Annotated in this window: 13 protein-coding genes; 8 read left to right on the top strand and 5 right to left on the bottom strand. The window is 36.3% G+C overall.

Annotated elements, in window-relative coordinates; all coding sequences use genetic code 11:
- The first annotated feature begins 15 nt into the window (after nt 1–15).
- The 3 genes from GI584_RS04560 (at nt 16) to GI584_RS04570 (ending at nt 3,706) form a co-directional block, all read left to right on the top strand.
- The gene (locus GI584_RS04560) at nt 16–900 is read left to right on the top strand and encodes an ATP-grasp domain-containing protein (protein ID WP_153790404.1); all 885 of its coding nucleotides are present in this window, start codon (nt 16–18) and stop codon (nt 898–900) included.
- 103 nt (nt 901–1,003) lie between these two features.
- A complete protein-coding gene (locus tag GI584_RS04565) occupies nt 1,004–2,515 on the top strand; it encodes a spore germination protein (protein ID WP_153790405.1) in 1,512 nt (503 codons plus the stop codon).
- Between the two features lie 24 nt (nt 2,516–2,539).
- Nucleotides 2,540–3,706, top strand: coding sequence for a Ger(x)C family spore germination protein (locus GI584_RS04570; protein ID WP_153790406.1), 1,167 nt, complete (start codon nt 2,540–2,542; stop codon nt 3,704–3,706).
- A gap of 1 nt (nt 3,707) precedes the next feature.
- On the opposite strand, the gene GI584_RS24210 is transcribed toward GI584_RS04570, so the two are convergent.
- From GI584_RS24210 to GI584_RS04580, 3 genes are all read right to left on the bottom strand, one after another.
- Complete coding sequence (locus GI584_RS24210) at nt 3,708–3,836, bottom strand: hypothetical protein (protein WP_267902839.1); 129 nt, start codon at nt 3,834–3,836, stop codon at nt 3,708–3,710.
- Between the two features lie 71 nt (nt 3,837–3,907).
- On the bottom strand, nt 3,908–4,987 hold the full coding sequence (locus tag GI584_RS04575; RefSeq protein ID WP_153790407.1) for a GerAB/ArcD/ProY family transporter: 1,080 nt from the start codon (nt 4,985–4,987) through the stop codon (nt 3,908–3,910).
- 495 nt (nt 4,988–5,482) lie between these two features.
- Nucleotides 5,483–6,562: a GerAB/ArcD/ProY family transporter gene (locus GI584_RS04580; RefSeq protein WP_153790408.1), complete on the bottom strand. Its 1,080-nt coding sequence runs from the start codon at nt 6,560–6,562 to the stop codon at nt 5,483–5,485.
- Nucleotides 6,563–6,726: 164 nt separating this feature from the next.
- Between GI584_RS04580 and GI584_RS04585 the strand changes: the two genes are divergently transcribed.
- The 4 genes from GI584_RS04585 to GI584_RS04600 all read left to right on the top strand — a co-directional run bounded on the left by GI584_RS04585 (nt 6,727) and on the right by GI584_RS04600 (nt 10,837).
- Complete coding sequence (locus GI584_RS04585; protein ID WP_153790409.1) at nt 6,727–7,554, top strand: ATP-grasp domain-containing protein; 828 nt, start codon at nt 6,727–6,729, stop codon at nt 7,552–7,554.
- 203 nt (nt 7,555–7,757) lie between these two features.
- Complete coding sequence (locus tag GI584_RS04590; protein ID WP_153790410.1) at nt 7,758–9,239, top strand: DUF1538 domain-containing protein; 1,482 nt, start codon at nt 7,758–7,760, stop codon at nt 9,237–9,239.
- Complete coding sequence (locus tag GI584_RS04595; RefSeq protein ID WP_100361801.1) at nt 9,239–9,904, top strand: P-II family nitrogen regulator; 666 nt, start codon at nt 9,239–9,241, stop codon at nt 9,902–9,904. The genes GI584_RS04590 and GI584_RS04595 overlap by 1 nt, the downstream gene beginning before the upstream one ends.
- A gap of 78 nt (nt 9,905–9,982) precedes the next feature.
- Nucleotides 9,983–10,837 (top strand): aminoglycoside 6-adenylyltransferase, encoded by an 855-nt coding sequence (locus GI584_RS04600; protein WP_153790411.1) that lies wholly within the window; start codon nt 9,983–9,985, stop codon nt 10,835–10,837.
- 278 nt (nt 10,838–11,115) lie between these two features.
- Here the strand turns inward: GI584_RS04600 and GI584_RS04605 are convergent, their stop codons facing one another.
- Together GI584_RS04605 and GI584_RS04610 are read right to left on the bottom strand one after the other, a co-directional pair.
- Nucleotides 11,116–13,557: a bifunctional diguanylate cyclase/phosphodiesterase gene (locus tag GI584_RS04605; protein WP_153790412.1), complete on the bottom strand. Its 2,442-nt coding sequence runs from the start codon at nt 13,555–13,557 to the stop codon at nt 11,116–11,118.
- Between the two features lie 23 nt (nt 13,558–13,580).
- Nucleotides 13,581–14,165, bottom strand: a complete 585-nt coding sequence (locus GI584_RS04610) for a TetR/AcrR family transcriptional regulator (RefSeq protein ID WP_153790413.1) — start codon at nt 14,163–14,165, stop codon at nt 13,581–13,583.
- Between the two features lie 144 nt (nt 14,166–14,309).
- On the opposite strand from GI584_RS04610, the gene GI584_RS04615 reads away from it, so the two are divergent.
- Nucleotides 14,310–15,209, top strand: coding sequence for an ABC transporter ATP-binding protein (locus GI584_RS04615; protein WP_153790414.1), 900 nt, complete (start codon nt 14,310–14,312; stop codon nt 15,207–15,209).
- Nucleotides 15,210–15,212 lie beyond the last annotated feature (3 nt).

Genomic DNA, 15,212 nt, shown 5'->3' on the forward strand with positions numbered 1-15,212 from the left:
TAGGGAGGGTGTATTATGAGTAAAAGAGGCTGGATTATTTATAATGGGAATTTATACACAAAGAAATTTGCCGAACAAATCAAATGGTTACGAAAAACAGCAGAGACGTTTGATTTTGAAATAGATGTGATCGCTAATAATCAACTCTTGGTTGCTATGGAAGAAGGATGTGCACGAATACTTACCGAAAAGCAAAAGCCTGACTTTGTGTTCTTTTGGGATAAGGATTTATTTTTGGCGAGACAACTAGAAGAACAGGGGGTGCGCTTATTTAACCCGGCCAAAGCGATAGAGATTTGCGATGATAAAGCATTAACCTATCTGCAGTTAGCGAATCATGGTATTCGCATGCCAAAGACGATCATTGCCCCAAAGGTCTTTGTTTCGTTAGAAGACGATAGCCATCTTGGCCAAGTAATCGAAATACTTAGCTTTCCCATGGTCATTAAGGAGACATTCGGATCCTTTGGTGAACAGGTATATTTGATTAAAAATGAGCAGCAATTACGCCAAAAAGCAAAGGAATTACAGCATAAACCACATCTTTTTCAAGAGTATATTGCATCAAGCTATGGTCGAGATGTGCGCTTAAATGTCGTAGGAGATCGTGTAGTCGCAGCAATGCTTCGAAAGTCAGATCAAGACTTCCGTGCAAATGTAACAGCAGGTGGCAAAATGTATCGTTACCAGCCAACAGAAGAAGAAGAGAAATTAGCGGTTCGCTGTAGTCAAATAGTTGGGGCAGACTTTGCAGGTGTTGATCTCCTTTTTGGAGAAAATGATGAACCCATTTTGTGTGAAATTAATTCCAACGCACATTTTAAAAACATATATGATTGTACAGGTGTTGATATTACAAAGGATATGATGGCTTTTATTAAGGAGACCATTACCGAATAACAAATACTTAAACCGGGCAAATTTTTGCTCGGTTTTTTGTATCTATTCTATCTTTCTACAAATAATACAATTATATATGTCAAAAAATAATGAGGTAGGAAAAATGAGGAGACTTCGGACAACTCGTAAAAGTAATAAATCTCAACAACCTAAGCAAACCAATCGAATGGTGAAAATGGTGCTAGAGGATAATCGGTCGACATTAAAGAGTATCTTTAAAAATAGTGTTGATATCCAGTTCAGAGACTTGCAATTAAAAGAGGAAAATAACAATCGGGCCTTTATTTGTTATACAGAAGGTATGGTTAGAGAAGAGTTTATTCATGATAATGTCTTAGAACCGTTATTAGGAATCGATCTTAATAAGGAAGAAATAAACTCTGCTTCATTAATTTCCTATATGGATTCTAATATTATCAAGGCTTCTTCAGTGGATAAGACTTCTAATTTAGATCATATTATAGAAAAAATACTTCGAGGGCAAACGGCGATTTTTATCGATGGGTTTGACAGTGCGTTACTAATCAGTACAGAATCTTATCAATCGAGAGCGGTAGAGGAGCCAGAAACGGAATCAACGGTAAGAGGATCAAGAGAAGGTTTTAACGAAGTCATAAGTACTAATACTTCCTTACTCCGTCGTAAAATAAATAATCCTCATTTAATTTTTGAGGAGTTCATTATTGGAGGAAACACAAAAACCACAGTGCGCATTGGCTACATCGACGGTATTGCTAAGCAAGAGATAGTAGAGGAAGTAAGAAATCGTCTTGAATCGATCGAGACGGATGTTGTACTGGAAACTGGTTATTTAGAGCAATATATAGAAGATCATCCTAAGTCCATCTTTCAGACGATTGGTAATAGCGAAAAGCCAGACAAAGTAGCCGCAAAATTATTGGAAGGTCGAGTGTCCATATTGTGTGATGGGACACCGTTTGTATTAACAGTACCTTATTTATTTATTGAGTCAATGCAAGTACCGGAAGACTATTATTCCAAGCCTTATTTTACTACACTAATTCGTTTGATTCGACTGATTGCGTTATTTCTAACTGTTGCTACTCCGGCAGTTTTTGTGGCGGCGGCCACTTTTCATCATGAAATGGTGCCAGCCTTATTATTAACAACGATGGCTGCTGCTGAGGAGAGAGTACCTTTTCCGATTATGTTAGAAGCTTTAATCATGACTGTTATCTTTGAGCTACTTCGTGAAGCTGGGGTCCGAATGCCTCGACCTATCGGCTCAGCTGTGAGTATTGTTGGTGCATTAGTAATTGGGGAAGCTGCTGTACAGGCAGGACTAGTAGGAGCACCAATGGTTATTGTAGTAGCGTTGACAGCTATTACCGGTTTTGTTGTGACAGCGATCAATAATACTGTCATTTTAATTCGATTTTTCCTGATTTTGTTATCGGGATCTTTCGGATTCTACGGTTTACTGATGGGAACACTGTTCGTTGTTGCTCACGCTTGTTCATTAAGATCATTTGGTACTCCGTATCTAACACCGTTCGCACCAGTAGAGTTAAAGGAATGGAGAGATACATTTGTCCGGTTGTCATTGAAGAATTTACAAAGAAAGCCAAGTTCTATTCTTCGCAAGAAATATTGAATATATCACTAGGAGTGACAACTTATGAAGAAAATAGTCCCTTTTTTTATGGTAATTTTATTGACTGGGTGTTGGGATGTAGAGGAATTAACAGAGATTGGGATTGTAGCTGCGATGGCAATTGATATGGATGAAGAATCGGGAGAATACCAGCTTACATCAGAATTTTTAAGGCCATCTGCTGAGAGTACATTTGTCGCTTCTCAAGACGAACCTTTCTTAACGGTATCGGTAACGGGAAGGTCGATGTCTGAATTACTAAGAAAAACAAATCTTAAAATAGATCGGAAAGGCTTCTATTCTCATAACAAGGTAGTGATTGTGAGTGAAGAAGTTGCCAGAGAAGGTTTACTGCCCATTTTTGAAACATTCCAACGAGAGCAACTAGTACGAAGTTATGTTTGGCTGGGAGTGACTAGCGGTACAAGTGCTGCTTCAATCCTTGAGAAGCAAAAAAATAGTATCTCGAAGATTCCTGCCGATTTTCTTGATAGCTTATTTGATAATGCCGAGTATGAAACTGTTTCGTTTAATTTATTGAAATTTTATAAGCACGCTTTAAGGCAAGGACAAAATCCGGTATTAGGTGTTATAACCTTTGATCAGAGTGAACAGAAGGCAGAACCTGATGTGCATTTGTCTGGTGGAGCGGCTTTTATCAAAGACAAACTTGTTGGTTTTATGAATAATGATGAAACGATGGGGTATAATTGGATCACTACTAATAATAGGAATAGCAACGAAGGTACAATGACTTTTCCTTATAAAGACGATAAATACGTTACACTAAAATTAGTTAATATTAATTCAAGTATTAAGCCAAAAGTAACAAATAAAACGGATATCTCCTATACTGTTGAAATAAAACAACAATTGGAAGTTACAGAACGTCAGGAATTAAAAAAAACAGAAACAAGAAAAGAGCTTGCTCAGTTAGTAGTCGAGCTTGAGAAAACAGTAAAAAAAGAAATAGAAGGTAAGGTGGAACAAGTCATCACAAAAGCACAGGAAGACTTTCAATCAGATATTTTTGGGTTTGGAGCATCATTACGCAATAAGTACCCAAAAGTTTGGAACAATATAAAAGATAATTGGAGTGAAGAATTTGCCAAAGTTCCCTATGAAATTAAAGTGGAGGTAGAAATTTTAAATACAGGTTTACTAGATGGATCTCTACATCCTCACGAATAACTTAGCGAAAAAACCCCCTGAAAATATGATAAATAAGCACGAGAATTAAGACTAAAGCATAGGCTAGACCCCCAAATATTAAGAAACCTAACATCGGGTCTGCTTTCAGTACTTCCATTTTTAAGGGCATAAGAATCCTCCTTTTACTACGGTGACTTCCATCAGATTGGACGATGAACCATCACAAACGGAAGTCACCTTTTATTTATTATGTTTCTTCTTCACTTTGATAATCAGCAGGATTAATAACGGAAGAAGTGCATACAACAGTATACTGTAGACTCCTCCTTCCATTCCTTTCCATCTTTGATCATCTAAATTATCAAAACGGAGTATCGAAATAATAGGAAGCGCTAAACCAAAAATAATAATAATCCATTTAGAATTTGATTTATTAAATAACCAAGTAAACATTAAAGAAAAACCATAAAAATGGATAGCTGTTTTATAAAATCCCCCGATAAACATGATAAACACGCCGATAGCATCAAGATTAGTAAAAATCATGGCAACATGAACCGAGAGCATTGTCTCTAACAATGGTATTTCGGAGCTTCCTGTCAGTTCTGAACCTAGGACACCAATAAAGACAATGTTAGCTATTAATAATAAAAACGTTGAAACCGTAACAGCAATATATGTTGTTTTACGGATAAATTCTTGTTTTTTGACATAATGCCAAATGGTAAGAAAGACTACCATCTCACCGAAAGGAAAGGAAACAACTATCGGGATTTCTGCAAGGATTGGTTGAATCCCTTCCCCTAAAATTGGTAATAAATTCAATATCTCAAACTCACCGGAAATCATATTCAGAAAATATGCGGCAAGTAAGAAAAAGAAAAGATATGGCAGAAATATTTCAATCGATCTAGCGATGACTTCAATTCCTTTATGCAAAATATAAACCATTACCACAATGAATATATAAAGAATTACGAGAAGAGGTGTTTCAGGTAGAGCAGTCATTTTGATCAAGGCACCAAATTCATAGAAATTATGTGTTGTTTGACTCAGAAAATACATGCTGTATAGAAATATCAGCGGTTTAGCTAGAATAACACCCAGACAGTCATTTAATATCTCCGCAAAGTTCTTCATGGTGTGATATCTAGGTATTTGGGTATACACCCATAATAAAATAAAGCTGAGAACAAAAGACACTAACACGACGATCCATGCATCCCTTTTAGCTCCACTACCTAAGGCAAACAATGTCGTACTTCCAATCTCAAATGCTACGATGAGGGCGAAAAGCTGAATATTTGATATTTGTCTCATGTCTCATTACCCCCATGAATAGATTATGGCAATTCTTTTTTTTGGCGTACGGTATAGTTTTAACATTTTTGCCATTATAACTGAAAAATATAACGGCAGGCTGAAAGTACCTGTAATTTAGGAGCATAATATACTAGAGGATAAAGATAAAAAAGGAGATCGAAGAATAGAGCATAATGGCCGGCTGATTTACGGTAAAGAAGACGTCGAAAATAATAGTATATTTATTGATTAAGTGCAAACAGAAGCAGAACTGCTTAGAATGGAGATCGAACTTGCCATCTATCAAGAGCTTCAGGTGAGCGCATTCATCATCGACTTTATCGTTCCAAGAACAGAACAAGTCTGAATCCGATGTGAATGGTTCTGCCAACATCATACAAAAGTGGTTCCGGCAGCGTTTGAAGGCATTTTTTCTATGAAATTGTTCTTTCAACCAACATCCATCGTATTAAAATAACGTAATCCCCAAGGCATGGCCAATGGGATAATCTGTTATTGATTATGTTTTTTCTTCACTTTTATAATCAGAAGGATTAATAACGGAAGGAGTGCATACAACAGTATATTGTAGACACCCCCTTCCATTCCTTTCCATTTTTGATCGTCTAAATTATCAAAACGTAGTATCGAAATAATAGGAAGTGCTAAACCAAAAATAATAATAATCCATTTAGAATTTGATTTATTAAATAACCAAGTAAACATTAAAGAAAAACCATAAAAATGGATAGCTGTTTTATAGAATCCCCCGATGAACATGATAAACACGCCGATAATATCAAGATTAGTGAAAATCATGGCGATATGAACCGAGAGCATTGTCTCCAGTAACGGTATTTCTGAACTGTCTGTCAATTCCACACCTAAGACAGCAATAAAGACAATCTGAGCTATTAATAATAAAAACGTTGAAACAGTTACAGCAATATATGTTGTCTTACGGATGAGATGCTGCTTTTGGACATAGTGCCAAATGACGAGAAAAACTACCATCTCACCAAAGGGAAAGGCTACAATGTTTGGGATTTCTGTGAGGACTGGTTGGAATCCTTCTCCTAGAATTGGTAATAAATTCGCTATCTCAAAGTCACCGGAAATCATATTCAGAAAATAAGCGGCAAGCAAGAAAAAGAAAAGGTAGGGCAGAAATATTTCAATTGATCTGGATATGACTTCAATCCCTTTATGTAAAATATAAACCATTACCACAATAAACATAAAAAGAATAACGAGAAGTGGTGTATTGGGCAAAGCAGTCATTTTAATCAAGGCACCAAATTCATAGAAATTATGTGTTGCTTGACCTAGAAAATACATACTGTACAGAAATAACAACGGTTTAGCTAGCATGAACCCCAGACAGTCATTTAAAATCTCGGCAAAATTTTGTTTTGGGTAATATTTCGGTATTTCGGTATATACCCATAATAAAATAAAGCTGAGAAGAAAAGACAATAACACGACGATCCATGCATCTCTTTTAGCTCCAACACCTAGGGCGAACAATGTCGTACTTCCAATCTCAAATGTTACGATGAGGGCGAAAAGCTGAATATTTGATATTTGTCTCATGTCTCAATACTCCCATGAAAAGATTATGGCATTTCTTTTTTTGACGTACGGGTATAGTTTTAACATTTTTGCCATTATAACTGAAAAGTATAACGGCAGGCTGAAAGTACCTGTAATTAAAGGAACATGCTATACTTGAGAAAAAAGGACAAGGAGGCCATTGTATGAATGGCTGGCTGATTTACCGTAAAGAAGACGCCGAAAAGAATAGTGCATTTATTGATTGGATGCTAACTGAAGCAGAGCTACTTGGGATAGAAGTTGAACTTGTTATCTATCATGAGTTGACATATGGCATTCGTGATGGCCACCTTTTTATTGATTGGAAAGGGCGAAATAAACCTAATTTTGCCATCATGAGGGCAATTGATCCACTCCTGTCTCAGCAATTCGAATTACTGGGCATTAAGGTCTTTAACAATTCAAGAGTTGCCGCGATTGCCAATGATAAAGCACAAACACACCAGCTATTTGCCACCTACGGAATTCCAATGGTTGATACACAATTTATAAACAAAGATGAAATAGAAAAGCATGCTTTCCGTTTTCCAATTATATTAAAAGCAGTTAACGGAAGAAGCGGGAACCAGGTACATATGCTTGATTCGTTAGAAGATTTGCCGCCATTAACGAGCGAGAGATATATTGTACAATCAATGGCAACCCCTGGAAAGGATCTGCGTGTATTTGTCATGGGTGGTCAAGTGATTGGTAGTGTGCTTCGAGAATCTGGTAGCGATTTCCGTGCAAATTATACACTTGGTGGAAAGGCAACACTGTATCCATTATCTTCGTTAGAGCGGGAATTGGTCGAAAAAATCCATTCCATTCTACCAGCTGATTTTATAGGGATTGATTTTGTCTTTGATGAACAGGGGGGACTTTTGTTCAATGAAATAGAAGATATTGTCGGAAGCAGAACACTCACGAGTCTAACAGATAAAAATATTGCGAAACTATATTTGGAACACATTTTGACAAGTGCCCGATAAGTAAGCGAAAGTGCCCGATACCTCTCTGAAAACCTCCCGATACCAAAGCAGACGGAATCAAGAGGTGTCTGCTTTGTGGGAACTTATTTTCTTATGCTATAATAATGGTAACTACAATTTTTTTTCCTCCATATTTCCGTTCTATTTCGTTACATACCATAGAGAAAAAATAAACATCTGAAGAAGAGAGGAATGTATCTGATTTGAATATTTTAATGTCAAAATTCTTGGAAGTTGTACTAGCTGTTCTTCCCATAACGATAATTGTCGTCATACTAAATTTTACCTTGACTTCGCTTGATGCCTCCTTAATTATCCGCTTTTTAATTGGGGCAGTCTTTATTATTATTGGATTATCGATATTTTTATTAGGTGTTGATCTTGGAATCACCCCTATTGGTAATCAACTTGGAAAAGCCATTGCGAAATCAAACCGCTTATGGATTGTCATCGTAGCCGGATTATGTTTAGGATTCATTATTTCGATTGCTGAACCAGATCTACATATTTTGGCTGGACAGGTAGAGGTGGTGACAGCGGGAGCGATTGGTAAGTTTATATTAGTTGTGATTGTATCACTCGGTATTGCAGTCTTACTTTCGCTGGGGCTCGTACGGATTGTACACAACATTCCATTATTTAAAATACTAACGATACTGTATGGGATTGTTCTTGTCATTGCTATCTTTACCTCACCCCAGTTTTTAGCGATTTCTTTTGATGCATCGGGAGCGACAACTGGAGCGATGACGGTGCCATTTATCCTAGCATTATCGATCGGTATTTCTGTATTGAAAAAGGACAGTAAAGCATCGGAAAAAGACAGTTTCGGACTTGTAGCGATAGCGTCAGTTGGTGCGATTATTGCAGTCATGTTGATGAGTATCATTACGAATCAAGAGGAACTGACAGGAGCGATGGAACAAGATCACACTGTTTCAGGATCTATATTTGGACCGTTTCTTGATGAATTCGGCCATATTGCACAAGAAGTAATCCTCGCATTGTCGCCAATCATTGTGATATTTTTGATTTTTCAAAAATTGTCATTCAAGCTGTCTAAAACAAATTTCCGTAAAATTATAACAGGTCTTGTCTTTACGTTTGTCGGCTTAGTGCTGTTTCTAGTAGGGGTTAATGCAGGATTCATGGAATTAGGAACGGAACTGGGACATAGCATTGCCTCCTTGGACAATAAAGCGTATATTGTTATTATCGGTTTAATCTTAGGGATTGTCACCATATTGGCAGAGCCTGCTGTATATGTGTTAACGAATCAAATTGAAGATGTAACAAGTGGTTATGTTAAACGGAGAGTGGTACTATTTACACTAGCGATCGGAGTCGGGATTGCCGTTGCCTTATCGATGCTACGAATTTTAATTCCAGACTTACAATTGTGGCATTATCTATTACCAGGTTATCTCATAGCCGTTGCATTGATGTATGTGGCACCGAAATTGTTTGTAGGTATCGCATTTGACTCTGGTGGTGTAGCATCAGGACCGATGACCGCTACTTTTATTCTAGCATTTACACATGGAGCAGCGGATGCAATAGAAGGTGCAGATGTCATCGTTGACGGATTTGGTATGATAGCAATGGTAGCATTAACCCCACTAATTACACTTCAATTACTAGGGCTAATCTATAAGTTGAAGTCGCGAAAAGGAGGCATGCAATAATGTTGCCTAATAAGAAAACACCTCATTTTGAAATAATATATGTAATTGTCAAATTCGGCTTAGGAAGTAAAATTTTAAAAGAAGCTAAAAAGTGTGGTGTGAAAGGTGGAACCCTTTTTATTGGAAAAGGAACAATCAGTAATAAATTATTAAATTTATTGTCGATCACAGACATGCGAAAAGAAATTGTCATGATGATCTCCAATCGCAAAACAGGTAAAAAGACATTAGAACATTTAAATAAAGTATTTCGTTTTGATAAGCCGAACCATGGGATCATTTTTACCACATCTTTAACGAGCTTGATGGGAACAAGAAGTTGTCAAATTGATGATGATGATGAAAGAGGTGACGAAGAGATCATGTATCAAAATATTATGGTTGTAGTCGATAAAGGCAGAGCAGAAGATGTTATTGAAGCTGCTCAAAAAGGTGGGTCTAAAGGTGGAACGATTATTAATGCACGTGGATCAGGCGTTCACGAGACGAGTAAGCTGTTCTCGATGAATATTGAACCTGAAAAAGAAGTCGTTATGATTCTTTCAGACGAAAATTATACCGATGCCATTTGTGAAAAAATAAGCGAAGACCTGAAAATAAACGAACCCGGAAACGGGATCATCTTCGTACAAGATGTGAATCGAACATATGGAATTTATGAATAAAATGTATTGACGCTTTTTTAAATGAAAGTGTCCAAAAAATATTCTAACGTCTTTTATGATGAAAAGGGAGAACGATAGATGCGTAATGAAAAAGAAATGATGGATTTAGTGATCGGTTTTGCCACAGCAGATGATAGAATCCGTGTTGTAGGGATGAACGGTTCACGTACCAATCCTAATGTCACAAAAGATCGCTTCCAGGATTATGACATCGTTTACCTAGTAACAGACATGGATTCCTTTCTGGAAAACAGAGAATGGCTTGATTATTTTGGTGAGCAGATGATAATGCAGACACCTGAAGAATCATGTTTATTTCCAGCCACATTAGGTAACTGGTTTAGCTTTTTGATGCAATTTACAGATGGAAACAGAATAGATTTAATGCTTATTCCTCTGGAAGAATTAGACCTTTACTTAAAAAATGACAGTCTGACAAAAATATTATTAGATAAAGATAACCTGATAGCAACCCCTCCTGTACCAGATGAGGGTAGTCATTTTCTGAGAAAACCGTCCGCACAACAATTCACGGATTCCTGCAATGAATTTTGGTGGGTAACTCCCTATACAGCAAAAGGATTGTGTCGGGGGGAATTTTTTTATGCGACCTATCATCTGGAAAGAGTCCTACGCGAGGAATTGTTACGAATGATAGCGTGGAATGTCGGAGCTGAGCATGATTTCAAAGTGAATCTTGGTGCCGCCTATAAATTTATCCACCATTATGTAGATGCTGACATATTGGAATCACTACAAGAAACCTATCAGTTAGATTCGATGGACAAATGTTGGAATGGATTATTTTTAATGCAAAAACTATTTCAACAACAAGCAAAGAAATTGGCGAAGCACCTTGGATATACCTATCCTAATCAGTTTGAAAAAGTCATCCCATACATCCAGAAGCTTCATCAGGAATACAGAGAATGAAATAACAATTAAAAACGCCTGAATGTTAAAAAATCCAAGCGCTCTTAGTTTTCGGCGGACATTTAGTACACTATTCCGTCGAAAAGATGCCTATTTTAGGAGTCCACGGACATTTGTTCCGTTATTTGGTAAAGATTGCATAGAATTGGCTTCTATTTTTGTAAATAACGGAACAAATGTCCCACAACACCTCCGAATCAACACTTTTTTCAAAAATAACGGAATAATTGTCCGCGTCATCGATATAAGCTTATTCTACATACTTTAGCAACGACATATTAGTTTGTATTTTTGTCATATGCTTGAAGCCATACTTTAAATGCCTGTGGTTCTAAAGGTTTGCTGAAATAATATCCTTGCAGAACATCACACTGATGCTTTTGTAAGAATTTTATGTGGGCTTCTGTTTCGACACCCTCTGCAATCGTAGCCATTTTCAAATTGTGTGCCAGCGTGATAATTGCAGAGACGATATCCTCATCATCTCCATTATCAGAGATGTCTTGAATAAATGACTGGTCTATTTTTAAATGATCGATAGGAAATTGCTTTAAATAGCTTAACGAACTGTAACCAGTGCCGAAGTCATCAATAGCTATTTTTACTCCTATTTCCTTTAATTCATGCAGTACTGTGGATGCAGTGTCAGCATCCATTGCCATTGACTCTGTTATTTCTAACTCTAAGTATTCGGGTTCTATACCGATTTCCTCAATGATATTTTGAACAACCGGAATCAAATCCGTTTGATAAAATTGACGAATAGATAAGTTCACTGATATCGGGAAAAGAGGATGACCTTCCTCTTGCCACTGTTTAACCTGCTGACAAGCTTCTCTTATTACCCATTCACCAATTGGAACAATTAATCCACTATCCTCAGCTAGCGGAATGAATTGTCCTGGAGAAATCATGCCTAATTCTTTATTATTCCATCTTATTAATGCTTCTGCTCCGTAAACTTTGTTAGTTACTGCATCGATTTGTGGCTGATACACTAGTAAAAATTCTTCGAGAGCAATCGCTTTGCGTAGCAAGGATTCCATCTCAACATTGCCATGGATCTTGCTAACCATGGAGTCGTGATAAAATTGAAAATTACTTTTGCCAATCCGCTTTGCATGATACATGGCATTATCTGCTTTTTTAATTAATGTTTTTGCATCTGTTGCATCACTAGGATACACACTGATCCCGATGCTGGGGGAGACAACAATATCAATTCCATCTAAATGATAAGAAACAATTAATTCTTTCAAAATATTAGTTGCTACCTGTTCTGTTTCTTCAATTGTAGTATTTTCTAATAGAACAATAAATTCATCCCCACCATACCGGAAGACGGTTGCATTAGCCGGTACATTTCTCTGGAGTCGTTTAGCAACTTTCTTTAACAGAATATCTCCATATTCATGACCGAGTGAATCATTTATCGTTTTAAACCGATCTAAATCGAGAAAAAAGATAGAAAAATCAGCTGTGCTTTCTGCATTATCTATCATGTTTTTTAATTGATTATGAAAAAAATGCTGATTCGGCAACGTTGTTAAATAATCATGATAAGCTAGATAATTTAATTTGTCTTCTAAGTGTTTCTTTTCTGTGATATCTTTCGCTAAACAATGAACACCGGTTAAATGACCGTCTACTATAATTGGTATGACTGTGACATGTATATAAACACGATCTTTTTGTTTATTATGTAGACATGTCTCATATTGTACGGCTTCTCCTTCTTGTACTTTGGCATATTGATTTTTAGTATATTCGCGCAGTTCTGGTACAATGTGTGGTAAAAAAGAAGTACCTACTAACTCTTGTTTTGAGTATCCCATTAAATCTTCAGTTACTTTATTCATATAGATAAAATGACCTTGCAAATCCAAAGTAAGCACAGGATCAATATTGTTTTCAAATAAGGATCGATAGCGTTGTTCACTTTCCTGTAGCTGTTTTGCTATTTCTTTTTCTTTCGTAATATCACGAGCGACACCAATAACACCAGTAATCTTATCTTTTTTAAAGGTAGGTACAGCAGTGATATCAAGTATTAAGATATCCTTCTCTTTAGTGTATACACGTAGCTCTTTTTGCACCGCATTATTGGTAATTACCTCTTGAAAAAGGGAATTACATAATGATAGGTCTTCTTCATAAATAATGTCGTGGTAAGACTTGTCTAATAATTCTTGCTTGGTAAAGTGTAAGATTCGTTCATTAGCCGGATTGACATTTGTAAAATGTCCCTTTTTATTGAGGGTGAAAATAAGGTCTGGATTAAAATCAAACAATGACTCAAATTCCTGATGGGTTTTCTCTAACAATACCTCAGTATTCTTTTTATCTGTAATATCACTAAAAATATTTATAATATATTTTCTATTCTCATCCGTTTCTACCAGTTTTAGGGCAACAGAAACAGGATATTTTTCCCCATTTTTTTTGATTTGAACGGATTCAAACCGATCAAACTTGCTTTTGAAAAATGCTTGTTTATCTAACGATATGTGTCGTAACAAATCGGGATCAACTAAATCAAAAGGGTCCATATCTAATAATTCATATCTCGAATAACCAGTTAGCTCAATAGCTGCTTTGTTTACAGCCACAATTTGTTGGTTTTGATCTGAATCCCAGGAGGAGACAATGAGCGGTTCCGGTATATGATGAATGAGTAGTAGTAAATCATGATAGGAAATAGTAGGATCCTTAAATTGCATCTACATCACCCCAAACATTGGTGTTAGTCTATTTTACCCATTATACCATAGAAGAACAGTTTGAGGATATCTTCTGTTAATGGCAAAATATAGTCGCTGACATTCTCTTTCTTCATATAGTCTTTAAACATATGAATGTAGATCATGATCGCTTCTGTCGAGATATCTTGGTGGATAAATCCTGTCCTTTTCCCTTCATCTATTAACTGGTTGAATAAGGGGAGTGCTTTTTCTTGATATACCTTATCGATATACGATCCTTCACTTGAAAAATCACTCATTAGATAATGATATAATTCCTCATTAATTTTTGCTGCATCATCCGTTTTGTTAAAAATAATCTGTTCGATTTTTTCTGGAAAACGGATATCACTATCTATAATGTCTTGAAATTTTTGATATTCCTTCTCGACAAAATACACCATGGTTTCATGAATCAAATTGTCTTTGCTTTCGAAATAATTATATATGGTAACCTGGGAGACATTCGCTTCACTTGCTATTTTGGTTATCGGAACATTTTTAATTCCATAAGTAGAAAAAAGGTGAAGAGTTGCTTCCAAAATCTTATTTTTTTTTCGTTGTGTTCGTTTTTTAAATCCATCCATTGTTGTCACCTCTTGTATAGTATTTTAAGTGAAATTATGAAATATAACAACCGATTGATTTCAAAAAATACTTGATATTAGGCATATACTTCTATATTATGAAATATATAAGTTAATATATTTCAAAACTTAGGAGGTTTTGATATGAACATGATGGAAGTAAAAGGAGTAACAAAGAAATTTGGTAAGTTTACCGCTCTTAATGGGATTGATTTAGAGTTAAAAAAAGGGGAAGTATATGGTTTTATTGGACCGAATGGTGCTGGGAAATCAACGACTATTCGTGTCTTATTAGGAATCATTCAAGCAACTTCAGGAACTGCAACGATATTTGGCAAGGATGCCTGGAAAGATGCAGTAGAAATTCATCGAAAGGTTGCTTATTTACCGGGAGATGTACAGCTTTGGGAAAATTTAACGGGTGGAGAAATTATTGATACTTTTTTAAAATTGCGCGGGGGAATTAATAAGACGAAGCGTGATGCATTAATAGAGCGATTTCAGATAGATCCGCGCAAAAAAGCCGGTACGTATTCGAAAGGAAATAGACAAAAGATAGCATTAATTGCTGCTTTTGCATCTGATGCAGATTTATTTATCTTAGATGAACCGACATCAGGACTTGATCCTTTAATGGAAAATATATTTCAACAATGTGTAGAAGAAGTGAAATATGAAGGGAAAAGCGTTCTCTTGTCCAGTCATATCTTATCCGAAGTGGAAAAACTGTGTGACCGCGTCGGTATTATTAGACAAGGGGAAATGATTGAAACTGGTACATTAGATGAGTTACGTCATTTAACAAGAACGAACATTATCATCGAAACGGAAAAATCCGCGGCAGCCTTAAGTGGTCAATCAGGAATTCATCAATTTACAGAGGAATCCGGAGTATATTCATTCCAGGTTGACCCTGAAAAATTATCCAACGTTATGCAGAAGGTTGGTGAGTTAGGTATCAAACGAATTGAAAGTACACCACCAACATTAGAGGATTTATTTATGCGTCATTACGAAACAGATAGTGTAGCGGAAAAGGGGTGATGG

The organism is Gracilibacillus salitolerans, assembly GCF_009650095.1.
In the GTDB taxonomy this organism is placed as follows: domain Bacteria; phylum Bacillota; class Bacilli; order Bacillales; family Amphibacillaceae; genus Gracilibacillus; species Gracilibacillus salitolerans.